Here is a 22,998-nt window from a genome sequence, read left to right on the forward strand (position 1 = left end):
GACTGCATCGGGGGCAAGCCCCCTCCCACAGTTCGATCGCACGCCAAGCTACACCTCTAATAACAAAAATTCCCCGGAGCCCGCTTATGTCGGTCGATCCGCAACACCTGCTTCGCGAGCTGTTTGCCACAGCCGTCGACGCTGCCCACCCCCGGCAAGTCCTTGAACCCTACCTGCCCGCCGACCGCAGCGGTCGGGTGATCGTGATCGGCGCCGGCAAAGCCGCGGCCGCCATGGCGCTGGTGGTGGAAAATTGCTGGCAAGGTGAAGTCAGCGGCCTGGTGGTCACCCGCTACGGCCACGGCGCGCCGTGCCAGAAAATCGAAGTGGTCGAAGCCGCGCATCCGGTCCCGGATGCGGCCGGACTGGCCGTGGCCAAGCGAGTGCTCGAACTGATCAGCCACCTTGGGGAAGACGACCGCGTGATCTTCCTGCTCTCTGGTGGCGGCTCTGCCCTGCTGGCCCTGCCCGCCGAAGGCATCAGCCTGGCCGACAAACAGGCCGTCAACAAGGCCCTGCTCAAGTCCGGCGCGACCATCGGCGAGATGAACTGCGTACGCAAGCATCTCTCGGCGATCAAGGGCGGGCGGCTGGCCAAGGCGGCCTGGCCGGCGACGGTCTACACCTACGCAATTTCCGATGTGCCGGGTGACCAGGCCACGGTCATCGCTTCCGGCCCGACCGTCGGCGACCCAAGTACGTCACAACAGGCCCTGGCGATCCTCAACCGCTACGGCATCGACACCCCGGCATCCGTGCGCAGCTGGCTGCAGAACCCGGCGTCAGAAACCATCAAGCCCGGCGACCCGATACTGACCCGCAGCCACTTCCAACTGATCGCCCGCCCCCAGCAATCCCTGGAAGCCGTCGCGGTTAAAGTGCGCCAGGCCGGTTTCAGCCCGCTGATCCTCGGCGACCTCGAAGGCGAAGCGCGGGAGGTGGCCAAGGTGCACGCCGGTATCGCGCGGCAGATCGTGCAGCACGGCCAACCGCTGGCGGCGCCGTGCGTGATCCTCTCGGGGGGCGAAACCACCGTCACCGTACGTGGCGATGGCCGTGGCGGGCGCAATGCGGAATTCCTGCTGAGCCTCACCGATAGCCTCAAGGGCTTGCCCGGCGTGTACGCCCTGGCCGGCGACACTGACGGCATCGACGGCTCGGAAGACAACGCCGGCGCCATCATGACCCCGTGCAGTTACGCGCGTGCCGAAGCGCTGGGCCTTTCAGCCAGCGATGAGTTGGATAACAACAACGGCTACGGCTACTTCGCCGCCCTCGACGGCTTGATCATCACCGAACCGACCCGCACCAACGTCAACGATTTCCGCGCCATTCTGATTCTTGAGACTGCCCAACATGACGCCTGACAAGAAAGTCAAAATCCTCGCCACCCTGGGCCCGGCCACCGACGGTATCGATCACATCCGCGAACTGGTGGAAGCCGGGGTGAATATCTTCCGCCTCAACTTCAGCCACGGCGAGCATGCCGATCACGCCCAGCGCTACCAATGGATTCGCCAGGTGGAGCGCCAGCTCAATTACCCGCTGGGCATCCTCATGGACCTGCAAGGGCCGAAGCTACGGGTCGGGCGTTTTGCCGAGGGCAAAGTGCAACTGGTGCGTGGCCAGGCGTTGCGCCTGGACCTGGACCCGACGCCGGGTGACCAGTGCCGGGTCAACCTGCCCCACCCGGAAATCATCAAGGCCCTGGAACCGGGCATGGACCTGCTGTTGGACGACGGCAAACTGCGCCTGCGGGTGATCACCAGGCACACCGATGCCATCGACACCACCGTACTCAATGGCGGCGAACTGTCTGACCGCAAAGGCGTGAACGTCCCACAGGCGCTGCTGGAACTCAGCCCGCTGACCGCCAAGGATCGTCGTGACCTGAGTTTCGGCCTGGAGCTGGGCGTGGACTGGGTGGCACTGTCATTCGTACAGCGCCCGGAAGACATCCGCGAAGCCCGCGAGCTGATTGGCGACAAAGCCTTCCTGATGGCCAAGATCGAGAAGCCTTCGGCCGTGCAGCGCCTGCACGAAATTGCCGAACTGAGCGATGCGATCATGGTGGCCAGAGGCGACTTGGGCGTGGAGGTACCGGCCGAAAGCGTGCCGCAAATCCAGAAGGACATCATCAGCACCTGCCGCCAGTTGGGCAAACCGGTGGTGGTGGCCACGCAGATGCTTGAATCCATGCGCTTCTCCCCGGCGCCGACCCGCGCCGAAGTCACCGATGTTGCCAATGCGGTAGCCGAAGGCGCAGATGCGGTGATGCTGTCGGCGGAGACGGCGTCGGGCGAGTACCCACTGGAAGCCGTGCAGATGATGAGCAAGATCATCCGCCAGGTGGAAAACGGCCCGGACTACCAGGCCCAACTCGACGTCAGCCGGCCCAAGGCGGATGCCACGGTGTCGGATGCCATCAGCTGCGCGATCCGGCGCATCAGCAGCATCCTGCCGGTGGCGGTGCTGGTGAACTACAGCGAGTCGGGCAGCTCCAGCTTGCGCGCGGCGCGGGAACGGCCGGTGGCGCCGATCCTCAACCTCACGCCGAACCTCTCGACCGCCCGACGCTTGAGCGTGGCGTGGGGCGTGCACTCGGTGGTCAATGACCGGCTGCGCCAGGTGGATGAAGTGTGCTCGACGGCGCTGGAGATCGCCCAGGCCCAGGGCATGGCGCAACGCGGGGATACCTTGGTGATTACCGCCGGGGTGCCGTTCGGGCAATTGGGGTCGACCAACTCCTTGCGTATAGAGACGCTGATCTAGCGCCTGTAGAGGCCCCATCGGGGCAAGCCCTCTCCCACATTGGACTGCATTCACATATCCAACTATGTGAACCCAATCAAGTGTGGGAGGGGGCTTGCCCCCGATGGGCATAGGTATCTACACAACGTTGGCTCAACGCTGAATGCCCGGAAAATAGGGCTGTTGTGGCGAGCGGGCTTGTCCCGCGTTGGGCTGCGTAGCAGCCCTACTCAAGAAGAACGCGGTGTATCAGACACTCTGCAGAGGCTGGTTTTGGGGCTGCTACGCAGCCCAACGCGGGACAAGCCCGCTCGCCACAGGGAGATTTGTCAGGGGCTGAAAAGTTGTGTAGATACCCATGCCCCGATGGGAACAACTCGGTCTCACTGAATACCCATCATGCACAACCCAACCTGCCCCGACTGGGCCGAAGCCCTGCTCAACGGCTTCAGCCAGATCTTCCTGCAACGCCATCCGCTGTGCGGTCTGCTGTGCCTGTTGGCCATCTTGGTCAGCGCCCCTGCCTTGCTCGGCGGGGCGCTGTTGGGTGGCGTCGCCGGGTTGCTCACGGCCCAGCGGCGCGGCTATCCCAAGGCCGAGCGCCAGGCGGGTCTCTATAGCTACAACGGCGTATTGCTGGGCCTGTTGATCAGCCAGCATTTCGCCTGGTCGGCGTTGTTGCCGCCGCTGATCCTCGCGTGCAGCGGCTTGAGCGCGATCCTTACGCGGCAGTGGTTGAAACACGCGACGCAGCCCGACGACCTCCCCGCCTACACCGCGCCCTTTGTCGGCCTGGGCTGGCTGCTGCTGGGCAGCGTCCCACACAGCGCCTTGGCCCTGGGCGAGCCCGATACCCTGGCGGTGCTCGGCGCGCCGTTCACCGGCCTCGCGCAAATCATGCTGCTGGACCAGCCGCTGGCGGGCGCGCTGATTGCCCTCGGCCTGTGGCTGGCGAACCGCCGCGCCGCGGTCTGGGCCGTGATCGGCGCCAGCAGCGGCGTACTGATCGCCCTGCTGCTGGACGAAACCACCGCCGCCCTCCTCGGCCTGCACAGCTACAACCCGGCCCTCGCCGCCCTGGCGCTGAGCCAGGCACGGCGCCAACCGTGGCTGCCGCTGCTCGGCATCCTCCTGGCGATTCTCCTCACACCCGGCTTTGCCGCCCTGCACCTGCCAGCGCTGACCGCGCCGTTCATCCTCGCCTGCTGGCTGGTGCGCGCCAGCCTTCGCGTGCTTCGGAAACCGCGCATGGACAGCCCCTTTGAATCCCCCTAGGCTTGCTCGATATTCGATTCAGGCGGGCTTTATGGACAGCAACAACGACTGGCGCCAGCGACTCTACGTCATGGTTTTTCAGAGCGACACCGTCGCCGGACGGCGCTTCGACGGCATCCTGCTGTTGATCATCCTCGCCAGCCTGGTGATCGTGATGCTCGACAGCATCGACCAGATCCACCAGAACTACGCCGATGTGCTGGCCTACATTGAATGGGGCTTTACGCTGATCTTCCTGATCGAGTACGGGTTGCGCCTGTACTGCTCGCCCAAGCCGTTGCGCTACGCCTTCAGCTTTTACGGGCTAGTGGATTTGCTCGCCATCGTGCCCGGCATCCTTGCGCTGTATTACAGCGACGCGCAGTACCTGCTGATCATCCGCATCATCCGCATGCTGCGGATTTTCCGCGTGCTCAAGCTCAGCCCCTACCTCAAGCAGGCCAACTACCTGATGGCGGCGCTGCGCGGCAGCAAGCAGAAGATTGTGGTGTTCCTGGTGAGCGTGTGCACCCTGGTGACGGTGTTCGGCACCTTGATGTACGTGATCGAAGGCCCGGAACACGGCTTTACCAGTATCCCCAAAGGCATCTACTGGGCGATCGTGACCCTGACCACCGTGGGCTTCGGCGATATCGTGCCAAAGACACCGTTGGGCCAGGTGATTTCCTCGCTGGTGATGATCACCGGTTACTCAATCATTGCCGTGCCCACGGGTATTTTTACCGCGGAGCTGGCCAGTGCCATGCGTGGCGAGCAACTGCACACCGACTGCCCGGTGTGCAAGAAGGACAGCCACGAGCCCAACGCAGCATTTTGCTCGCGCTGCGGCAGCAATCTTTTTAAGAAAGTGGAATAAGCAAAGTTCTTTTTAATCTTTAAACGACTATGCCGCCCCAGCTATAGTCGCTGGCAATGTGCCTCCCCCTCTTCTCGAACAACAAGGAATGAGCAGTGAAAAAATTCGTTAGCGCCTCTCTCCTGGCCGCCGGCCTTGCCCTGGCGGGCGCCGCTCAGGCTGCACCGGTCACCCTGCTCAACGTCTCCTATGACGTGATGCGCGACTTCTACAAGGACTACAACGCCGCCTTCCAGAAGCACTGGGAAGCCGAGCACCCGAACGACAAGCTGACCTTGCAGATGTCCTTCGGCGGTTCCAGCAAACAAGCGCGCTCGGTGATCGACGGCCTGCCGGCTGACGTGATCACCATGAATATGGCCACTGACATCAACGCCCTGGTCGACAACGGCAAGCTGGTACCGGACAACTGGGTAACGCGCCTGCCGAACAACAGCGCGCCGTTCACCTCCGCCACCGTGTTTATCGTGCGCAAGGGCAACCCCAAAGCCCTGAAAGACTGGCCTGACCTGCTCAAGGATGGCGTGCAAGTGATCGTGCCCAACCCGAAGACCTCGGGTAACGGCCGCTATACCTACCTGTCGGCCTGGGGTTATGTGCTCAAGAACGGCGGTGATGAAGAGAAGGCCAAGGCGTTTGTCGGCAAGCTGTTCAAGCAAGCGCCAGTGCTGGACACAGGCGGCCGTGCAGCCACCACCACGTTCATGACCAACCAGATCGGCGACGTGCTGGTGACCTTTGAAAACGAAGCGGAAATGATCGCCCGTGAATTCGGCCGCGATCAATTCGAAGTGATCTACCCAAGCGTCTCCGCCGAGGCCGAGCCGCCGGTGTCCGTGGTCGACAAAGTGGTCGAGAAAAAAGGCACCCGCGTGGCCGCTGAAGATTACCTGAAGTACCTGTGGTCGCCAGAAGGCCAGGAAATCGCGGCCAACAACTACCTGCGCCCACGTGACCCGAAGGTGCTGGCCAAGTACACCGACCGCTTCCCGAAAGTCGACTTCCTGTCGGTGGAGAAGACTTTTGGTGACTGGCGTACCGTGCAGAAGACCCACTTCAATGATGGTGGGGTGTTCGACCAGATCTATTCCGGTCAATAACTGAAGAAACGCGGTAAACATGTGGGAGGGGGCTTGCCCCCGATGGCAGTGCATCAGTGAGACATCTGTCGACTGACACTCCGCCATCGGGGGCAAGCCCCCTCCCACATTTAGTTTTGTGGTTGGTGTTACATCGGTGGTGTCACGCCATCCTTGCCGGCGGAAATCGCCTGGGCCGTGATCGTTCCGTCCTTGCCCTGTGCCGCGAACAACACCACCTTGACCCCCGGTTTGAGCAAGCTACGGTCTCCTGGCTCCAGGTTGACGATCGGCACATCCTCCGGCACCACAATCTTCTGCTCGCCGCCCTTGTACTTCACCGTCAATGTGCGCCCGTTACTGACGACCAGGTCGCCGACGGTGCCGTTGGTCATGCTGCTGCCTTCCTTCAGGTCGAACGCCCGATGCCCGTCACCCGTGCCGGCCATCGCCGGTGGGAACACGTGGACTTCCAGGGCGGTCAGGGTGCCGTCGGCGTTGGGCATGGCGGCCGAGCCGATGTAGCTGCCCGGTTTGATCTCATCGATCTTGGCCAGGGTCACGGCGCGGACCTGGGTGGCCTGGGTCAGGTGCACAGTCACCTCTTCACCACTGTTGACCTTGACGTGCATGGCGTCGCCGTCCATCGCGGTGATGGCGCCGCGCACGCCAACCCGCGGCGCCTCCGCGGCGTGGGCGAGGCCGACGGCCATAGCGGCGGTCAGGCTTGACGCCAGGAGCATCTTGTTCAGCGTAATCTTCATGGCACTGGATTTCCTGTTTCGGCAGTTATGACTGAATGTATCATTGCCCTTCGACCCGAAAATTAACGTTTCAGTCATTAATGCCCGGCATGAGTGTTATCACCACAAACGGCCTACTGCCCGCCGGGCCTTGTCTTTATTCTCGCTCGCCATCTTCCTTCGCTTTTATGAGAACACCATGAACGCTACCTCACACGCTGCAAGCACCATGACCCGCGGGATGGTGATGCTGTTTGCGTTTTGCTGCGGCGCCATCGTCGCCAATATCTACTATGCACAACCGATCATCGAACTCATCGCACCGGACATCGGCCTGACGCCGGCGATGGCCAGCCTGATCGTATCGCTGACGCAAATCGGCTACGCCCTGGGCCTGTTTTTCCTGGTCCCCCTGGGTGACTTGCTGGAGAACCGCAAGCTGATGATCGCCACCACCGTGGTAGCCATTGCCAGCCTGTTGGGCGCGGCGTTCACCGAGCAGCCGAACTTGTTCCTGCTGGTGTCGCTGCTGATCGGCTTCAGTTCGGTGTCGGTGCAGATCCTGATCCCATTGGCCGCGCACCTGGCGCCGGCCGAGTCGCGGGGACGGGTGGTGGGCAGCATCATGGGCGGCCTGCTGCTGGGCATCCTGCTGGCACGGCCGGTGTCCAGCGTGGTGGCGGATCATTTTGGCTGGCGGGCGATGTTCATGGCGGCGGCAGCGTTGATGGCGTTTATCAGCGTGGTGCTGATGCTGACCATCCCCAAGCGTCAACCGGATCACTCCGCCAGTTACGGCCAACTGCTGCGCTCCCTCGGCACCTTGCTGCGTGATCAACCGCTGCTGCGCCAACGCGCCTTTTATCAAGGCTGCATGTTCGCCACCTTCAGCCTGTTCTGGACCGCCGCCCCGCTGGAGTTGGTGCGCAACCACGGCCTGAGCCAGACCCAGATTGCGATCTTCGCCCTGGTCGGCGCCATCGGTGCCATCGCCGCCCCCATCGCCGGGCGCCTGGCCGATGCCGGCCACACCCACCGTGCTTCGCTGCTGGCCATGATCTTTGCGGTGTTGAGCTTCCTGCCGGCCTTCGTCCACCCGCTGTACAGCGTGATCGGCCTGGCGGTGACCGGCGTGGTCCTGGACTTCTGCGTACAGATGAACATGGTCCTCGGCCAACGCGCCATCTACGCCCTTGACGCCAACAGCCGCAGCCGCCTGAACGCGCTGTACATGACCAGCATTTTCATCGGCGGCGCCTTCGGTTCGGCGATTGCCAGCAGCGTGTACGAACACGGTGGCTGGCTGGGCGTGATGCTGGTGGGCAGCGCGTTTCCGTTGCTGGCGTTACTGCGCTTCCTCAGTGCATCGCGGCAGGCGGCGGTCGCCACCGCCTAAGAGCGCACCAACTTCTCCAAAGCCGCGTCCGCCAGAAATGACGAGCGGCTTTTGACCTTGTGCTCGCGCACATACCGGTCGATGCGCTGGATGACATAGCCGGGCAAGGTCACATTGACCTTCTCGGTCTTGCCCAGATAGGGAGAGATGTCCAACTCCAGCATCCCCCAGCCCATCCCCGCATAGTCTGCGTGGGCGTAATGATCGGCCACCGACGTGGGCATCGGAATCACCCCACCCTCTGCGGCGATCTCCTGCAGCAGGATGTGCGCGATCTCCACAGCAGCGTTGTACGCCTCTTCAAAACTGTCCCCGGCAGTGACGGCGCCTGGAATATCGGGGATCTGGATACCGGTAGCGGTGAAGTCATCGCCCCATTCGATACAGATTGGGTATTGCATGAATGCTCTCCTTAAAACTGAAACAGCCCGGCGCGTTTCCTGATGCTTCTGACGGTGCCCAGCGGCAGATCCTTCTTGGGATGCGGCACCGGGATCGTGTACGGGTTATAGCGATGGGTAACAATATGATGACTGCCAGTGACCCGATCCAGCACCCAGCCCGCCTCTTGCAACTCCTTGATCAATAGCCTGCTTTGCACCCCAGCCTCCTTGGCTTGGCCTGAATAAAAGCAACCCTAGAGTTATCTTTACTCAAGCACACAATACCTCAGGCTGACTGGCGGTTGTTTTGCGCGATGTTGAAAACCGCCAACCGGATGACACTCCATGGGCATTGCCCTTGGGCTTGTACGCCGCGCTGCCTCGCGATGCGCACGGGATCTATGGGCGGTGTTCCCCACAGGCAGGATGACGAGCGCCAAGGCGCGGGCGTTTGTGGAATATGTGGAAGGGTTATTGGCTTAGCACTGCACGCTTGAACCGTGGGATAGGTCCATTCAACCACTATCAGGATGTGCCAGCACTGCCTCGACGCTCCTGGTGCGGCTGGCGATCCACATCCGGAGGTCGGTGTCGAATAGCAGCTCGTCGACGCGGCGCAAACGTGCGTAATAGTCGTAAGCGTCGGCATGGAGCACACCCTGAAAACCCCCGGTACGCGCCGGCGCACTCGACCGGGATTTGCCGCGCGTTACCGGCCCAGCAGGGTCAAGCACACGCCGAGTGCCCTTGGTCGAGGCAGCACAGCAGACGCTCGACGGTGTGCTCCAATGGGCCGGAGTTATCCAGCACAAACAGTCCTGCCTCATTGCCGGCGATCAGTTGCGCGGTGAACCGCGCATTGCGCGCCAGGCGTTCTTCAATATCTGGCAAAGACTCACGCCCACGCGCAATCAGTCGCTGGCGCAACACGACCTGGTCAACCGTCAGCAACAACACCAGCAACGTCGGGTAGCGCTCACGGGTTTGCGCCAGGTGCGCACGGGAGCCATTGACCAACACGTCCTCCCCCGCCGCCAGCCACTCGTCAATTTGCCTGGGAATCCCGTAGGACAGCCCATTGGCCTGCCAGCTCAGGGCAAACGCGCCCTCGGCCTCCATCGCGGCAAACTGTTCGGGGCTTACTCCTTGCGCGGCCTCGCCCACGGCTTCCGCCGAACGGGTAATCACGCGGCGCACCAAGCGGCAGCCGCGCTCGGCCAAGCGGGGTCGTGCCGCATCCAGCAGGCTGTCCTTGCCCGAACCCGATGGCCCGATGAGATAGATCAACCTGCCTGCCATGAAAACACCCTCTTTGCTTGTCGCCATATGTGTTGCACTACAGGACGCCTTTACAGCTCTGGGTTTGCCGTCGGCTGCTCGCGTCGTCATCACTGGAAAGTCTATCCAGCAACCGTTGGGTCGCCAGGCCGGAGGTGGCCACACTACCCGAGTACGCCCCACCGCGCATCACGTTCGACGCGGCCATCATTGGGCGAAAGCGCTCGATTCCATACCGACCCGGCAGCGAGGGAATGCCGGCACATCCGCCGATATAGCCTGGGCCGGGGCAAAACAAGACTTGTCCTACGGCTCACCCTGGATCGGGCACGCATGATGTCGAGCGAGCTGTACGCAGGAAGGCATGCCCCTGCCGGGTTTCCATCCCCCGGCGCCCAATCTGCGTACGGCTCGTTCTTTCTTATGCCGCCTCATCGTTAGGACCGGCCCTACACAGATTTCGGGTGGCGTTCGATCACCTCACCGCGCCGTGGCTTGATAGCGCGCAGATCTAAACCCTGATGCCAGTCAGTCAAGAGATAGAACGAACAAAGAGTAACCTGTGGCGAGCGGGCTTGCCCCGTGTTGGGCTGCGAAGCGGCCCCAATAAGGCCACCGCGTTTATCCAGGCATATTAAATCGCCAGGTTTTGGGGCTGCTTCGCAGCCCAACGCGGGGCAAGCCCGCTCGCCACAACAAGCACGCTCAGCACAGCCAGCACGCTCGGCACAGTTACAGGGTAATGACTGGCATTACCCGAAGGTCGCCTTTTGTCATTGGGCGTACTGCCTGCTCAACCCCGGCGGCACGCCGTGCACGTCGGTGTCTTCCCAAGGCCCGTTCGGGCTGATGGAGCGGCTCCAGCCGTTGCTCCAGCGGTAGTAGGTGCGCTGGCGGTAGAAGGTGTCAGGCTGGTCGTCCAGTACGTATACCTGCATCTTGCCGTCCCAGTGGCTGGCGGCGCCAGGGGGCGGGGCGAAGGTGGGTGACGAGGTTGGCACAGGTTTCGGTGCCGGGGTCACCGGGCCGGAGGGCCTGGTGCTCGGCTGGGTCGATGGGCCCGGGGGGATGGTCGGGCCGGTGGGCGCGGGAGGTCGGTGGACCGCACAAGCGCTCAGCCCCAGTACCAGGCTGAGCAAGGTGATACGTGCAAATGCGGTCATAGGCGTTTCCTCGAATTACTGGTCCGGACTGTCGATGGTCAACTGCTGCAGCGCAGTGGTGGTGCTGGCCAGGGGTTGGCTGCGGCCGATCCATTCGCCAGTGGTCGGTTGACCGGCCCGGGATATGCGCGCAACCAGTTGGACTTCGGGGAAGTTGGACAGTTTCAACTGCGGCATCATCGCGTCGGCATCGCCCAGTTCGACGGTGACGGGCAAGTCGGCGACGGTCACGCGCTTGGCCGCCAAAGGCGCCGGCGGGCCAGAGACCGCGCGGGCGAAGATGAAAACGCTGTCGCCCGGCAGGGATTTGGCCTTCACGTCGGCGGACAGATCCACGCGAACTTTCAGCGTCGCCTTAGGCGCTTGGGCGACGGTGCCACCGCTCTCTTTCAGCTTCTCTGCCGCGCGGTCAATCCCGCCTTGCAGGGCAACACGGGAATTATCTTCCGGGGGCAGTTGGGCCAGCAGGCGGCTCCAGTAGTCGATCGCTTCCTGATAGCGCTGGCCTTCAAACGCGGCAATACCGAGCAGGCCGAGGCTGGTGACTTCCTTGGGGTCCAGCTTCAGGGCTTCGTCGGTCAGGGCCTGGATTTTGGGCGACCACTGTTTGTTGTCGGCGAAGTACTGGGCCTGTGCCCATTGCCCCAACAGCTCAGGCTGGCGCCCGGCCAGGGCCACGGTGCGCTCGAAGACTTTGGCGGCATCGGCCGAACGGTCTTGTGCCATGTAGGCACGCCCGAGGAAGTACAGGCCTTCGGCAGAGTCCGGTTGCGCGGCGGCAGCACGTTCCAGGCGGCGGGTCATGTCTTGCATGGACACCGGCGGCTGGGAGAATTCGCGGGTCAGTTCGACCTTGTCGCTGGCGCCATAATGCAGGTAAAGCGCAACGCCCAGCACCGGCACCAGGAACGCCGCCAACAATGGCAAGGGTTTGCCCAGGCGCGACTCGCGGGGTTTTTCCACGCCTTCGGTGTCGGCCAGCAGCTCGCGGGCAGCTTCGGCGCGGCCGGTGTCGAGTTGCGCGGCGTTGAGTACGCCTTCGTCCTGCTGCACTTGCAGCTCGGCCACGCGTTCTTGGTAGAGCGCCACGTTCAGCGCGGTGCGGTCCTCTTCACGCTGGGCACGGCGGCCGCGCAACACAGGGATCAACAGGAAACTCAGGGCAATCAGAAGCAGCAACCCGGCTGCGAGCCAGAAATCAATCATCAGTCTTGGTGTCCAGCAATTGGTCGAGGCGTTTACGCTCTTCGGGGGATAGCGCGTCGGAGCCATCGGTAGGCGCGGCGCGGCGACGGCGGACAATCACGGCCATGACGACCACCCCGGTCAGCAGCAGCCCGGCGGGGCCGAACCAGAGCAGCGCGGTCTTGCCGGTGAGGGCCGGTTTGTAGCGCACGAAATCACCGTAGCGGTCGACCATGAAGTCGATGATCTGCTGGTTGTCCTTGCCCTCCCCCAGCATGCGGAAGATCTCTTTGCGCAGGTCGGCGGCGATCGGCGCGTTGGAATCGGCAATGTCCTGGTTCTGGCACTTGGGGCAGCGCAGTTCCTTGGTCAATTCGCGGAAACGTTCGCGGTCAGCGTCCTTGGCAAATTCGTACGTGTCGATGGCGGCATGGGCCACACCGGCCAAGCCCAGCGCCAGTACGGCAGCGGCTAACAGACGCTTCATGGCTTGGCCTCGTCGACCAGTGCCTGGTACTTGGCGGCCAGTTGCTCACGCCACACCACCTCGTCGATCACGCCGACGTATTTGTCGCGAATCACACCCTTGGCGTCGATAAAGAAGGTTTCCGGGGCACCGTAGACGCCGAGGTTCAAACCGAGGTTGCCGTCTTCATCGCGGATATCCAACTGGTATGGGTTGTGGAACTCGGCCAGCCATTTCAAGGCCGCCGCGTTGTCGTCCTTGTAGTTGATGCCGTAGATCACCACCCCCTTCTCGGCAAGCTTGTTCAGCACCGGGTGTTCGACGCGGCAGGAGATGCACCAGGTGCCCCACACGTTGACCAGCGCCGGTTTGCCCAGCATGTCGGCCTGGGTCAGGGTTTTATCGCCCTGTACCGTCGGCAGGTTGAAGGCAGGGAACGGCTTGCCGATCATGGCCGAGGGCAACTCGGCCGGGTTCAGGTACAACCCGCGATACAGGAACACCGCCATCAGCAGGAACACCGCCAGCGGCACGACCATCAACCAACGCTTCATACCGCCGCTCCTTGCAGACCGAGGGCTTCACGCACCCGGCTCTTGACCTTGACCCGATAGCGCCGGTCCAGCGCCGCGAGCAAACCACCGACCGCCGTGATCAACCCACCGAACCAGATCCAGCGCACGAACGGTTTGACATGCACGCGCACCGCCCAGGCGCCATCACCCAGTGGCTCACCCAGGGCGACGTAGAGGTCACGGGTGAAACCGGCGTCGATCCCGGCTTCGGTCATCATCGAGCTCTGCACGGTATACAAGCGTTTTTCCGGGTGCAGCACGGCCACTTCCTTACCGTTGCGCACCACGCGGATGGTGCCTTTGTCGGAGGTGAAGTTCGGCCCTTCGAAGTGCTTGGCGCCTTCGAAGATGAAGTGATAACCGGCCAGGTCCATGGACTCGCCCGGTGCCAGGCGCAGGTCGCGCTCGGCGCTGTTCTGGCTGGAGAGCACGACGCCCAGGGCGCACACGGCGATGCCGATGTGGGCGATCTGCATGCCCCAGTAGCTGCGGGTCAGGGTCGGCAGGCCATTGATCAGGCCCTTGTGCCGGGTCTTGTCGACAATATCGCGCACACCGGCCAGCAACACCCAGGCGGCGAGCAGGAAGGTGGCCAGTACCGCCCAGTTGAAATCGCCATAGGCGATTCCGGCGATCACCGCCAAGGCGACGCTGCCCAGCAGCACTGGCATCAGCATGCCCGCCAGCCATTTGACCGGGGTGTCTTTCCAGCGCACCAGCACGCCGACCGCCATCACCACCATCAACAGGCCCATCAACGGGATAAACAACGCGTTGAAGTACGGCGGGCCGACGGACAGCTTGGCGCCGCTCAGCGCATCCAGCACCAGCGGGTACAGGGTGCCGAGCAGGATCATCGAGGCGGCCACCACCAGCACCAGGTTATTGCCCAGCAACAGGGTTTCCCGCGACCACAGGTTAAAGCCCACCTGGCTCTTGACCACGGGCGCACGCAGGGCGAACAGGGTCAGTGAGCCCCCCACCACACACAGCAGGAAGATCAGGATAAACACGCCGCGCGCAGGATCAGACGCGAACGCATGCACCGAAGTCAGTACGCCCGAACGCACAAGGAAGGTGCCGAGCAGGCTGAGGGAAAATGCCGCGATGGCCAGCAACACGGTCCAGCTCTTGAACACGCCGCGTTTTTCGGTGACGGCCAGGGAGTGAATCAGCGCGGTGCCCACCAGCCACGGCATGAACGAGGCGTTTTCCACCGGGTCCCAGAACCACCAGCCGCCCCAGCCGAGCTCGTAGTAGGCCCACCAGGAGCCGAGGGTGATGCCAATGCCGAGGAAGGCCCAGGCCACGATGGTCCAGGGCCTCGACCAGCGCGCCCAGGCCGCATCCAGGCGCCCGCCGAGCAAGGCGGCGATGGCGAAGGCAAAGGCCACCGAGAAACCCACGTACCCCATGTAGAGCATCGGTGGATGCACGATCAGGCCGATGTCCTGCAACAACGGGTTGAGGTCATGCCCGTCCGCCGGGATCTGCGGCAGGATGCGGGTAAACGGGTTGGAGGTCATGATCAGGAACAGCAGGAAGCCGATGCTGATCATGCCCATCACCGCCAGCACTCGCGCCAGCATCACCTGTGGCAATTGCCGCGAGAAGATCGACACGGCGAACGTCCAGCCGCCGAGAATCAAGGCCCACAGCAGCAACGACCCTTCGTGGGCGCCCCACACGGCGCTGAATTTGTAATACCAGGGCAAGGCGCTGTTGGAGTTATTGGCCACGTAGGCGACAGAAAAGTCGTCGGTCATAAAGGCGTAGGTCAGGCAGCCGAACGCGAAGACCAGGAATGCACATTGGCCCCAGGCGGCCGGCTGCGCCAGGCTCATCCACAGGCGATCGCCGCGCCAGGCGCCGAGCAACGGCACCACGGCCTGCACGATGGCAAAGCACAGGGCGAGAATCATCGCCAACTGGCCCAACTCTGGAATAAACAGTGCGGACGTCATCACTTAGCCCTCCTTGACGGGTGCTGGAGCGGGTTGGCCGCTGTCTTTCAACGCCTTGGTGACCTCGGGCGGCATGTACTTCTCGTCGTGCTTGGCCAGCACTTCATCGGCCACCACCACGCCGTCGGCGTTGAGCTTGCCCAGGGCGACAATGCCCTGGCCTTCGCGGAACAGGTCCGGGAGGATGCCGCGATAGGTGATGGTCACGGCCTTGTTGAAGTCGGTGACCACGAAGGTGACGTCAAGGGAATCACCGGAGCGTTTGAGCGAGCCCTTCTCCACCATGCCGCCGGCGCGGATGCGCGTGTCCTGCGGGGCTTCGCCATTGGCGATCTGGGTCGGGGTGTAGAACAGGTTGATGTTCTGTTGCAGGGCACTCAAGGCCAGGCCGACGGCAATGCCGACGCCCACCAGGATGGCAAGGATGATCAACAGACGCTTTCTACGCAGCGGATTCACTTTTCGGTCTCCCGGCGCAGACGACGCGCCTCTTGTTGCAGGTAACGCTTGCGAGCCAGGATCGGCGCGGCGACGTTGAGGGCCAGCACCGCCAGGCAGATGCCATAGGCCGTCCAGACATACAGGCCATGGTGGCCCATGGCGAGAAAATCACTGAAAGAAGCAAAACTCATCCACGCGCTCCCAGGCTGGCTTGCACTTCGGCCTTGACCCACGTGGTGCGGGCTTCACGCTTGAGCACTTCGAGGCGCATGCGCATCAGCAGCACCGCGCCGAAGAAGCAGTAGAACCCCAGCACCATCAGCAGCAGCGGTGCCCACATTTCCACGGGCATGGCCGGCTTTTCGGTGAGGGTGAAGGTGGCGCCCTGGTGCAGGGTGTTCCACCACTCCACCGAGTATTTGATGATCGGGATATTGATCACGCCGACAATCGCCAGCACCGCGCAGGCCTTGGCGGCGCTGTCACGATTGCTGATCGCGTTGCCCAGGGCAATCAGACCGAAGTACAGGAACAGCAGGATCAACATGGACGTTAGTCGTGCATCCCACACCCACCACGACCCCCAGGTGGGTTTGCCCCAGATCGCGCCCGTGACCAGCGCCACGGCGGTCATCCACGCGCCGATGGGCGCGGCGCATTGCAGGGCGACGTCCGCCAGCTTCATCTTCCACACCAGGCCGACGATGCCGCACACCGCCAGCATCACGTAGCAGGACTGGGCCAGCATCGCGGTGGGCACATGGATATAGATGATGCGAAAGCTGTTGCCTTGCTGGTAGTCCGGCGGCGCGAAGGCCAGGCCCCAGACCAGGCCGATGCCGATCAGCAAAATGGCGGCGACGCTCAACCACGGCAGCAGCTTGCCGCTGATGCCGTAAAACCACTTAGGCGAGCCGAGCTTGTGAAACCAGGTCCAGTTCATTGCTGTTTCCATCACGGTTGCTGCCCGTCGTCACGGGAAGCTCAGGGTCTTTACTGGCTAAGGTTTAGAACGCTTGGCCAGACCTCATTATTCGCCGACGCTGATCTTCAGGCCGGCCGCTATAGCAAAGGGTGTCAGGGTTACCGCCAGGGCGGTCAGGCTACCCAGCCACAGCAGGTAACCGGTCGCCGGCATGCCCATGAGCGCGGCTTGCAAAGCGCCGCTGCCCAGGATCAACACCGGGATATACAACGGCAGAATCAACAGCGCCAGCAACAGGCCTCCGCGCTTCAAACCTACCGTCAGCGCCGCGCCTACCGCCCCCAACAGGCTGAGGGTCGGCGTGCCGAGCAACAAGGAAAGCAGCAACACCGGCAGGCACTCAGTGGGCAACCCTAGCATCATCGCCAGCAACGGCGAGAGCAGCACCAGCGCCAGGCCGGAAAAAGCCCAGTGTGCCAGTACCTTGGCCAGTACCAGAAGTGGCAGGGGGTGCGACGAAAGGACCCACTGTTCGAGGGAACCGTCTTCGAAATCACTGCGAAACAGCCCATCCAGCGAGAGCAGGACGGATAAAAGCGCCGCCACCCACACCAGCCCCGGCGACAAGGTTTGCAACAGTTTAGTCTCGGGGCCGACGGCCAACGGGAACAATGCGATCACAATCGCGAAGAACACCAGCGGGTTGGCCAGTTCCGCCGGGCGGCGGCACAACAACCGCGCTTCGCGTGCGACCAGCAGGGCGAACACACTCATAGCGACCACCGGCCCAGGTCAAGGTCACGGTAGCCGGCGGGCATACGCACCAGCGTGTGGTGGGTGGTCAGCACCACCATGCCGCCCTGCTCGCAGTGACGGGCCAGGTGCTCTTCGAGCTGGGCGACGCCTTGTTTATCGAGGGCGGTGAACGGTTCGTCGAGAATCCACAACGGCGGGCCCGGCAGGTACAGGCGCGCCAGAGCCACGCGACGCTGTTGGCCAGCGGACAGGGTGTGACAGGGAACGTCTTCAAAGCCCTTGAGGCCGACTGCGGCCAGGGCCTGCCAGATGGCATCGCGGGAGGCAGGGTGATGCAGGGCGCTGAGCCAGCTGAGGTTTTCTTCGGCGCTGAGCACGTCCTTGATACCGGCGGCGTGGCCGATCCAGACCAGGTTGCGGGCCAGCTCGGTGCGCTGTTCGTTCAACGGCTTGCCATTGAGCCGGACTTCACCGGCCGTCGGCTGCATCAGCCCGGCCAGCAGGCGTAACAGGCTGGTCTTGCCGCTGCCATTGGGGCCGCTGATCTGCACCATGTCACCGCCCGCCAGACGCAATTCGAGGTGTTCGAACAGCAGGCGCAGGTCGCGTTCACAGGCAAGCGCTACGGCTTCAAGAAGAGGGCTGGTCAAGAGATCGCGGGCCTTTACGGTTCAAGTCGGCGGTGCAGCGGCCGTTATAGAAAGAAGCACAATAACGGCTTTGGCGACCGATTTTAGAGAGCTGGATCAAATAGTTGTGAGGTTTTTACCGCTCTCTTTGCAGACGGGCGGCATTATACATGCGATGCCCTACGCTAAAGAGGGCAATTTCCCAGAGACGACGCGCGCGATGACCGGTGAGATCAACCTTCCTACGCTTCCTCCCGCCCCGGTGGCCGGGCAAAGCCCCGCGCCTGCCCCAGGCGCCTTGCTCAAACTGCTGGAGCCGCAAATCGGGCTGATCGACCCGGGTAAAACCGTGAACGCCGAGGTTCTCGCCCTGAAACAAGGGGGCGAGGCGTTTCAGCTGTTGCTCAAATTGACCCTGGACGGTGGCCGCCAGACCCTGGTGCAGGCCAGCAGCCCGCAGCCCTTGCCGCTGGGCACTAACGTATCGGTCAGCCAGACCCCGGCCGGCAACCTGGCCATCAGCCTGCAACAAGCCTTGAGCGCCAATGTCGCCGCACTGACCCGTATCGATACGTCCAAGCTGCCGGAAGGCACCCTGCTGCAGGCCAAGGTGCTGACCACCCAGGCCCTGCCCCAGGGCACCACGCAGCCGGCGATCTATCGGTCGCTGGTGACCGTGCTCAATAACGCCTTGGCTGGCGCGACGCTGACCGTGGAAAGCCCGCAACCCCTGCGCGTGGGCAGTTTGCTCAGCGCCGTGGTGCAGAACGCGCAAACCCTGAACTTCGTGCCGTTGAGTGGGCTCAAGGATCAATTGGCGGTCACCCAGCAACTCGCCACCCAGCAAAGTCGCCAGGGCTCGCTGGATGTAGTGTTCACCGCGCTGCAAAACCTGCCGAAAAGTGACAGCACCTCGGCCGACCTGCGCGCGGCCGCCGAGCGTTTGCTGGCCGCGTTGCCCGACCTGGCGCAGGTCAGCAACCCCAAGGTGCTGGCGCAGGTGATCCAGAACAGCGGGGCCTTTCTCGAAGCCAAATTACTCGCGGGGCAAAACCCGCAGGTACCGCCGCTGGATATGAAGGGCGCGCTGCTGCGCCTGGTCGCCGACCTGGTACCGGCCCTGCCGGCCAGCACCAACTTGAGTGCCATCCTCGCTGCCAACACCCTGGCCCAGGTCTTACCGAACTTTGTGCGTAGCCCGCTGAACACCCTGGGCCAGGTCAGCGCCCGACAAATACCCGCCAGTTTCCCGCTGCCCGAACGGCTCATGGCAAAGCTGGAGGGTGAAGGCGACTTGGAAAACCTGCTGCGCCTGGCCGCCGGAGCGATCTCGCGCCTGCAGAGCCACCAGCTGTCGAGCCTGGAGCAAACCGGTACCACTGCCGATGGCCGGCTGCAAACCACCTGGCAACTGGAAATCCCCATGCGCACGTTGCAAGACATCGTGCCGTTGCAGGTCAAGTTCCAGCGTGAAGAGCCGACGCCGGACAAGGAACAGCCTGAACGTAAAGACAAAAAGGACCCCAAGCAGATGCTCTGGCGCGTCGAATTGGCCTTCGATATGGAGCCGCTGGGGCCGTTGCAGGTCCAGGCGCAACTGACCCAAGGCAAGCTGTCCAGCCAGTTGTGGGCCTCGCGCCCCTTCACCGCCAGCCTGATCGAGAGCCACCTGGGCAGCCTGCGCGAGCGCCTGGTGTCATCGGGGCTCAACGTCGGCGATCTGGATTGCCACCTGGGCACGCCACCCCGCGGGCCAAAAACCGGGTTGGAACAACGCTGGGTGGATGAAACCGCATGAAAAACTCCAACCCGCCGCGCCAGGCAATTGCGCTCAAATACGACGGCCAGCAAGCGCCGACCCTGACCGCCAAGGGCGACGACGCCCTGGCCGAAGCGATACTCAAGTTGGCCCGGGAAAATGAAGTGCCTATCTATGAAAACGCCGAGCTGGTAAAGCTGCTCGCGCGCATGGAACTGGGGGACAGTATCCCGGAGGAGTTGTACCGCACGATCGCCGAGATCATTGCGTTTGCCTGGACGTTGAAGGGCAAGTTTCCGGTGGGGTACGACCCGGATGCCGGGCCCGTGGAGCGGGATGTGACCGAGCGTGGCGACGATTACTGAATGTACGCATCTTTGTGGCCAGTGGACTTGTTGTGACGAGCGGGTTTGTTGTGGCGAGCGGGCTTGCCCCGCGTTGGGGCGCGAAGCGGCCCCATTACAGGCGATGTGTTTTTAACTGACACACCGCGGTGCCTGGTTTTAGGGCTGCTGCGCAGCCCAACGCGGGGCAAGCCCGCTCGCCACAACAAACCCGTTCACCACAGCAAGCCCGCTCGCCACAGGGATCCCATGTTTACTGCGCGACAGCGCTAAGTCGACATTCAGCTTGAGGTCAATTCAAGACTTCGCTCAGGGGGATGAAATTGACGCGATCACCCATCTCCAGCGTCGTACCCTCCAACACCTCCACCAACCCTTGCGCCCACGCCGCGCTGCGCAGCACGCCGGAGCTCTGGTTGCGATAGATGATCGCCCGGCCCTGCTCGATGCGCCCGCGCAGGTATTCGCGGCGGTTGCCCGGCTTGGGCCAGGTGAAGCCCGCAGGCACTTCGAAACGCAGCGGCTCAACTTCTGCCACACCTTGGCGGCGCAACAGGTAAGGCCGTGCCAACAGGGCAAAGGTCACCAGGGTCGATGCCGGGTTGCCCGGCAGGCCGATCACCGGTACGCCGCGGAAGTGACCAAAGGTCAGCGGCTTGCCCGGCTTGATCGCCAGCTTCCACAAGGCCAGTTCACCCTCTTCACGCAAGGCGATGCCAAGGAAGTCCGCCTCGCCCACCGACACTCCGCCGGTCGACAGAATCAGGTCGACATGGCCCAGGCCCGCCAGGCGGGTACGCGTCTGCTCCAGGTCATCGGGAAGAATACCGGCATCGATCACATCGCAGCCCAGGCGTTCGAGCCAGCTGCATAGCACGCGGCGGTTGCTGTTGTAGATCTGGCCTGGGCCCAACGGCAAACCCGGCTCGATCAATTCGTCGCCGGTGGACAGCACCCCGACGCGCACACGGCGCACGATGCTCAAGCAGTCGTGGCCCAGCGACGCCGCCAGGCCCAGTTCGATCGGGCCCAGGCGTGTGCCAGCGGACAGTACCCGTTCGCCCACCGTGGTTTCCTGGCCCTGGGGGCGAATGTTCTGGCCGACGCGCAGCGGCTGAGTAAAGCTGACGCGCTCATCGGCATGGACCTCGGCGTTTTCCTGCATCTCAACGCAGTCCGCGCCTTCGGGCACTGGCGCTCCCGTGAAGATGCGCGCACAGGTCCCCAGGGCCAAGGGCTGCGGCGCGGCCCCTGCGAAAATGCGCTGGCTCACCACCAGCGGCTCTCCCGTCCAGTCCGCCAGGCGCACGGCGTAACCGTCCATGGCGCTGTTGGGCCAGGGCGGCAGGTCGAGGGTCGAGACCATGTCTTGCGCCAATACCCGACCGTCGCACTCGGCCAGGGGCAATACTTCCTGCTCGCGGATCGGTGCCGCTTCAGCCATGTCCAGTAATTGCCGCAGTGCGTCTTCCACCGGCATCAGGGCACCGGTCTTGCCCGGCTTATCCACGGGATTCACAGGGTTCGGCCTGCTTGAGGTGCGGCACGAAGTTGCAGGGGCGGTGACGGTTGTCCAACTGCTCGGCGAGGATACCGTCCCACCCGGTGCGCACGGCGTTGGTAGAGCCGGGCAGGCAGCACACCAGGGTGCCATTGGCCAGGCCGGCCAGGGCGCGGGATTGCACGGTGGAGGTGCCGATATCGGCCACGGAGATCTGCCGGAACAGTTCACCGAAGCCGTCGACCTGTTTGTCCAGCAGGCAGCTCACGGCTTCCGGGGTGCTGTCGCGACCGGTGAAGCCAGTGCCACCGGTGATCAACACCACTTGCACCACGTCTTCGGCGATCCAGTGGGCGACCTGGGCGCGGATCTTGTAGAGGTCGTCCTTGAGCAGCACGCGTTCGGCAAGGTGGTGGCCGGCGGCGATCAGGCGGTCGACGAACACCTGGCCCGACGTGTCGGTGTCCAGGGTGCGGGTGTCGCTGACGGTCAGTACAGCGATATTCAGGGGTACGAAGGGCGCATCTGCCTTGGCTTTCATGGCACGGTCCGGTTGTCGAAGGAACAGCCCGATGTTATATCACAGGCCCCCATTTACCTGCCGCTGCGGAACCCACATGCCCGATGATTCTTCGCCCCTGCCCTGTTCGATTCTGCTGCTGGCCGGTGGCCGCGGCCAACGCATGGGCGGCCAGGACAAAGGTCTGCTCCAATGGCACGGCGCGCCGTTGATCGCGCACTTGCAGCGCCTGGTCCGGCCGCTGACCGACGACCTGATCATCTCGTGCAATCGCAACCAGGACCGGTATGCGCCCTACGCCGACCAACTGGTGAATGACGACAGCCCGGACTTTCCCGGGCCGCTGGCGGGCGTCCGCGCGGGATTAGCCGCCGCACGCCATGAACATTTGCTGGTTTTGCCGTGCGATGTCCCGCACCTCGATGCCCAACTGCTCGCCGACCTGCGTAGGATTGCACAACAGCATCCACAGCTGCCGGTGATGGTGCGTCACGGTGAGTTCTGGGAACCCTTGATCTGCATCATCCCGACCAGCCTGCAAACCGAGGTAGAACGGGGTTGGCAAGCCGGTGAGCGCAGTCCGCGCAAGCTCTTCCTGCAACTGGGTGGCGTGGGGCTGGACTGCCCGCCCGATGACCCGCGCCTGGCCAACCTGAACACACCCGCGCTGTTACACACGCAGCCTGGCGTGTCAGAATGAACCTCGCACAAGGAACTTTGTCGACGCCTTATACGTCACAGAGTCAGCACTCAAAAAGAATTCTCTCGGAGACACACTCATGACTCAACGGACCATCGCCGCTCTCATGCTTGCACTGGGCCTCGCTACCCTTGCCGGTTGCGCCTCGCCAACAGTGATCACCCTGAATGACGGTCGCGAAATCCAGGCCGTCGACACCCCGAAATACAATGAAGATACGGGTTTCTACGAATTCGAACAGCTTGACGGCAAGCGCACCCGCATCAACAAAGACCAGGTTCGCACCGTTAAAGACCTGTAAGCCCAGCG

General features: G+C 63.1%; 26 protein-coding genes. 10 read left to right on the forward strand and 16 right to left on the reverse strand.

Translation table 11 applies throughout. The annotated features are described in order from the left end of the window. The first annotated feature begins 86 nt into the window (after window positions 1-86). From ACODSV_RS12690 to ACODSV_RS12710, 5 genes are all read left to right on the forward strand, one after another. The gene (locus ACODSV_RS12690) at window positions 87-1,367 is read left to right on the forward strand and encodes a glycerate kinase type-2 family protein (RefSeq protein WP_150055856.1); all 1,281 of its coding nucleotides are present in this window, start codon (window positions 87-89) and stop codon (window positions 1,365-1,367) included. Further along, complete coding sequence (gene pyk / locus ACODSV_RS12695) at window positions 1,357-2,772, forward strand: pyruvate kinase (protein ID WP_150055857.1); 1,416 nt, start codon at window positions 1,357-1,359, stop codon at window positions 2,770-2,772. Before ACODSV_RS12690 ends, pyk begins: the two co-directional genes overlap by 11 nt. A gap of 378 nt (window positions 2,773-3,150) precedes the next feature. Continuing rightward, on the forward strand, window positions 3,151-4,026 hold the full coding sequence (locus tag ACODSV_RS12700) for an urea transporter (protein ID WP_150056580.1): 876 nt from the start codon (window positions 3,151-3,153) through the stop codon (window positions 4,024-4,026). A 31-nt stretch (window positions 4,027-4,057) separates the two neighbouring features. Then, window positions 4,058-4,882: an ion transporter gene (locus ACODSV_RS12705; RefSeq protein WP_024074276.1), complete on the forward strand. Its 825-nt coding sequence runs from the start codon at window positions 4,058-4,060 to the stop codon at window positions 4,880-4,882. Between the two features lie 95 nt (window positions 4,883-4,977). Continuing rightward, window positions 4,978-5,982, forward strand: coding sequence for a sulfate ABC transporter substrate-binding protein (locus tag ACODSV_RS12710; protein ID WP_150056579.1), 1,005 nt, complete (start codon window positions 4,978-4,980; stop codon window positions 5,980-5,982). A gap of 128 nt (window positions 5,983-6,110) precedes the next feature. On the opposite strand, the gene ACODSV_RS12715 is transcribed toward ACODSV_RS12710, so the two are convergent. Beyond that, the gene (locus tag ACODSV_RS12715) at window positions 6,111-6,725 is read right to left on the reverse strand and encodes a DUF5666 domain-containing protein (protein ID WP_150056450.1); all 615 of its coding nucleotides are present in this window, start codon (window positions 6,723-6,725) and stop codon (window positions 6,111-6,113) included. Between the two features lie 178 nt (window positions 6,726-6,903). On the opposite strand from ACODSV_RS12715, the gene ACODSV_RS12720 reads away from it, so the two are divergent. Then, complete coding sequence (locus tag ACODSV_RS12720) at window positions 6,904-8,100, forward strand: MFS transporter (RefSeq protein WP_024074273.1); 1,197 nt, start codon at window positions 6,904-6,906, stop codon at window positions 8,098-8,100. On the opposite strand, the gene ACODSV_RS12725 is transcribed toward ACODSV_RS12720, so the two are convergent. The 13 genes from ACODSV_RS12725 to ccmA all read right to left on the reverse strand — a co-directional run bounded on the left by ACODSV_RS12725 (window position 8,097) and on the right by ccmA (window position 17,886). After that, entirely contained in the window at window positions 8,097-8,501 is a 405-nt protein-coding gene (locus ACODSV_RS12725) for a type II toxin-antitoxin system HicB family antitoxin (RefSeq protein ID WP_150056452.1), read from the reverse strand. The genes ACODSV_RS12720 and ACODSV_RS12725 overlap by 4 nt on opposite strands. 11 nt (window positions 8,502-8,512) lie before the next feature. Beyond that, complete coding sequence (locus tag ACODSV_RS12730) at window positions 8,513-8,701, reverse strand: type II toxin-antitoxin system HicA family toxin (protein WP_150056453.1); 189 nt, start codon at window positions 8,699-8,701, stop codon at window positions 8,513-8,515. A gap of 508 nt (window positions 8,702-9,209) precedes the next feature. Next, complete coding sequence (phnN, locus tag ACODSV_RS12735) at window positions 9,210-9,782, reverse strand: phosphonate metabolism protein/1,5-bisphosphokinase (PRPP-forming) PhnN (RefSeq protein ID WP_024074272.1); 573 nt, start codon at window positions 9,780-9,782, stop codon at window positions 9,210-9,212. A gap of 752 nt (window positions 9,783-10,534) precedes the next feature. After that, window positions 10,535-10,924: a hypothetical protein gene (locus ACODSV_RS12740; protein WP_024074270.1), complete on the reverse strand. Its 390-nt coding sequence runs from the start codon at window positions 10,922-10,924 to the stop codon at window positions 10,535-10,537. A 15-nt stretch (window positions 10,925-10,939) separates the two neighbouring features. Continuing rightward, complete coding sequence (gene ccmI, locus ACODSV_RS12745) at window positions 10,940-12,130, reverse strand: c-type cytochrome biogenesis protein CcmI (protein WP_150056395.1); 1,191 nt, start codon at window positions 12,128-12,130, stop codon at window positions 10,940-10,942. Continuing rightward, entirely contained in the window at window positions 12,123-12,596 is a 474-nt protein-coding gene (locus tag ACODSV_RS12750; RefSeq protein WP_024074268.1) for a cytochrome c-type biogenesis protein, read from the reverse strand. Before ACODSV_RS12750 ends, ccmI begins: the two co-directional genes overlap by 8 nt. Continuing rightward, complete coding sequence (locus ACODSV_RS12755) at window positions 12,593-13,129, reverse strand: DsbE family thiol:disulfide interchange protein (protein ID WP_150056394.1); 537 nt, start codon at window positions 13,127-13,129, stop codon at window positions 12,593-12,595. The genes ACODSV_RS12750 and ACODSV_RS12755 overlap by 4 nt, the downstream gene beginning before the upstream one ends. Continuing rightward, window positions 13,126-15,114 (reverse strand): heme lyase CcmF/NrfE family subunit, encoded by a 1,989-nt coding sequence (locus ACODSV_RS12760; RefSeq protein ID WP_024074266.1) that lies wholly within the window; start codon window positions 15,112-15,114, stop codon window positions 13,126-13,128. The genes ACODSV_RS12755 and ACODSV_RS12760 overlap by 4 nt, the downstream gene beginning before the upstream one ends. A gap of 3 nt (window positions 15,115-15,117) precedes the next feature. Then, window positions 15,118-15,573 carry a cytochrome c maturation protein CcmE gene (gene ccmE, locus ACODSV_RS12765; protein WP_024074265.1) on the reverse strand — a complete coding sequence of 152 codons (456 nt, stop codon included), beginning with the start codon at window positions 15,571-15,573 and terminating at the stop codon, window positions 15,118-15,120. Continuing rightward, window positions 15,570-15,746, reverse strand: a complete 177-nt coding sequence (gene ccmD / locus ACODSV_RS12770; RefSeq protein ID WP_003172771.1) for a heme exporter protein CcmD — start codon at window positions 15,744-15,746, stop codon at window positions 15,570-15,572. The genes ccmE and ccmD overlap by 4 nt, the downstream gene beginning before the upstream one ends. Continuing rightward, window positions 15,743-16,498, reverse strand: a complete 756-nt coding sequence (locus ACODSV_RS12775; protein WP_024074264.1) for a heme ABC transporter permease — start codon at window positions 16,496-16,498, stop codon at window positions 15,743-15,745. The genes ccmD and ACODSV_RS12775 overlap by 4 nt, the downstream gene beginning before the upstream one ends. Before the next feature lie 87 nt (window positions 16,499-16,585). Continuing rightward, a complete protein-coding gene (gene ccmB, locus ACODSV_RS12780) occupies window positions 16,586-17,254 on the reverse strand; it encodes a heme exporter protein CcmB (protein ID WP_024074263.1) in 669 nt (222 codons plus the stop codon). Next, entirely contained in the window at window positions 17,251-17,886 is a 636-nt protein-coding gene (gene ccmA / locus ACODSV_RS12785; RefSeq protein WP_024074262.1) for a cytochrome c biogenesis heme-transporting ATPase CcmA, read from the reverse strand. The genes ccmB and ccmA overlap by 4 nt, the downstream gene beginning before the upstream one ends. 199 nt (window positions 17,887-18,085) lie before the next feature. Between ccmA and fliK the strand changes: the two genes are divergently transcribed. Together fliK and ACODSV_RS12795 are read left to right on the forward strand one after the other, a co-directional pair. Continuing rightward, complete coding sequence (fliK, locus tag ACODSV_RS12790) at window positions 18,086-19,663, forward strand: flagellar hook-length control protein FliK (protein ID WP_150056392.1); 1,578 nt, start codon at window positions 18,086-18,088, stop codon at window positions 19,661-19,663. Continuing rightward, on the forward strand, window positions 19,660-19,989 hold the full coding sequence (locus ACODSV_RS12795) for an EscU/YscU/HrcU family type III secretion system export apparatus switch protein (protein ID WP_024074260.1): 330 nt from the start codon (window positions 19,660-19,662) through the stop codon (window positions 19,987-19,989). The genes fliK and ACODSV_RS12795 overlap by 4 nt, the downstream gene beginning before the upstream one ends. Window positions 19,990-20,260: 271 nt before the next feature. On the opposite strand, the gene ACODSV_RS12800 is transcribed toward ACODSV_RS12795, so the two are convergent. Continuing rightward, the gene (locus tag ACODSV_RS12800) at window positions 20,261-21,487 is read right to left on the reverse strand and encodes a molybdopterin molybdotransferase MoeA (protein ID WP_150055744.1); all 1,227 of its coding nucleotides are present in this window, start codon (window positions 21,485-21,487) and stop codon (window positions 20,261-20,263) included. Beyond that, window positions 21,471-22,010: a molybdenum cofactor biosynthesis protein B gene (moaB, locus tag ACODSV_RS12805; RefSeq protein ID WP_024074258.1), complete on the reverse strand. Its 540-nt coding sequence runs from the start codon at window positions 22,008-22,010 to the stop codon at window positions 21,471-21,473. The genes ACODSV_RS12800 and moaB overlap by 17 nt, the downstream gene beginning before the upstream one ends. Before the next feature lie 76 nt (window positions 22,011-22,086). Between moaB and mobA the strand changes: the two genes are divergently transcribed. After that, on the forward strand, window positions 22,087-22,689 hold the full coding sequence (gene mobA / locus ACODSV_RS12810) for a molybdenum cofactor guanylyltransferase MobA (protein ID WP_024074257.1): 603 nt from the start codon (window positions 22,087-22,089) through the stop codon (window positions 22,687-22,689). Window positions 22,690-22,768: 79 nt separating this feature from the next. Further along, window positions 22,769-22,990, forward strand: a complete 222-nt coding sequence (locus ACODSV_RS12815; RefSeq protein WP_024074256.1) for a YgdI/YgdR family lipoprotein — start codon at window positions 22,769-22,771, stop codon at window positions 22,988-22,990. Window positions 22,991-22,998: the final 8 nt, after the last annotated feature.

It is taken from the genome of Pseudomonas sp. FG86 (genome assembly GCF_057808775.1).

Bases quoted from the DNA above. Each gene is read 5' to 3' on its own strand.
- ACODSV_RS12815 (WP_024074256.1), top strand. From the start codon at position 22,769: ATGACTCAACGGACCATCGCCGCTCTCATGCTTGCACTGGGCCTCGCT.
- pyk (WP_150055857.1), top strand. From the start codon at position 1,357: ATGACGCCTGACAAGAAAGTCAAAATCCTCGCCACCCTGGGCCCGGCC.
- ACODSV_RS12750 (WP_024074268.1), bottom strand. From the start codon at position 12,596: ATGAAGCGTCTGTTAGCCGCTGCCGTACTGGCGCTGGGCTTGGCCGGT.
- moaB (WP_024074258.1), bottom strand. From the start codon at position 22,010: ATGAAAGCCAAGGCAGATGCGCCCTTCGTACCCCTGAATATCGCTGTA.
- ACODSV_RS12755 (WP_150056394.1), bottom strand. From the start codon at position 13,129: ATGAAGCGTTGGTTGATGGTCGTGCCGCTGGCGGTGTTCCTGCTGATG.
- fliK (WP_150056392.1), top strand. From the start codon at position 18,086: ATGACCGGTGAGATCAACCTTCCTACGCTTCCTCCCGCCCCGGTGGCC.
- ccmB (WP_024074263.1), bottom strand. From the start codon at position 17,254: ATGAGTGTGTTCGCCCTGCTGGTCGCACGCGAAGCGCGGTTGTTGTGC.
- ACODSV_RS12715 (WP_150056450.1), bottom strand. From the start codon at position 6,725: ATGAAGATTACGCTGAACAAGATGCTCCTGGCGTCAAGCCTGACCGCC.
- ACODSV_RS12720 (WP_024074273.1), top strand. From the start codon at position 6,904: ATGAACGCTACCTCACACGCTGCAAGCACCATGACCCGCGGGATGGTG.
- ACODSV_RS12725 (WP_150056452.1), bottom strand. From the start codon at position 8,501: ATGCAATACCCAATCTGTATCGAATGGGGCGATGACTTCACCGCTACC.
- ccmD (WP_003172771.1), bottom strand. From the start codon at position 15,746: ATGAGTTTTGCTTCTTTCAGTGATTTTCTCGCCATGGGCCACCATGGC.
- ACODSV_RS12775 (WP_024074264.1), bottom strand. From the start codon at position 16,498: ATGAACTGGACCTGGTTTCACAAGCTCGGCTCGCCTAAGTGGTTTTAC.
- ACODSV_RS12760 (WP_024074266.1), bottom strand. From the start codon at position 15,114: ATGACGTCCGCACTGTTTATTCCAGAGTTGGGCCAGTTGGCGATGATT.
- ACODSV_RS12700 (WP_150056580.1), top strand. From the start codon at position 3,151: ATGCACAACCCAACCTGCCCCGACTGGGCCGAAGCCCTGCTCAACGGC.
- mobA (WP_024074257.1), top strand. From the start codon at position 22,087: ATGCCCGATGATTCTTCGCCCCTGCCCTGTTCGATTCTGCTGCTGGCC.
- phnN (WP_024074272.1), bottom strand. From the start codon at position 9,782: ATGGCAGGCAGGTTGATCTATCTCATCGGGCCATCGGGTTCGGGCAAG.
- ccmI (WP_150056395.1), bottom strand. From the start codon at position 12,130: ATGATTGATTTCTGGCTCGCAGCCGGGTTGCTGCTTCTGATTGCCCTG.
- ACODSV_RS12740 (WP_024074270.1), bottom strand. From the start codon at position 10,924: ATGACCGCATTTGCACGTATCACCTTGCTCAGCCTGGTACTGGGGCTG.
- ACODSV_RS12705 (WP_024074276.1), top strand. From the start codon at position 4,058: ATGGACAGCAACAACGACTGGCGCCAGCGACTCTACGTCATGGTTTTT.
- ACODSV_RS12795 (WP_024074260.1), top strand. From the start codon at position 19,660: ATGAAAAACTCCAACCCGCCGCGCCAGGCAATTGCGCTCAAATACGAC.
- ACODSV_RS12690 (WP_150055856.1), top strand. From the start codon at position 87: ATGTCGGTCGATCCGCAACACCTGCTTCGCGAGCTGTTTGCCACAGCC.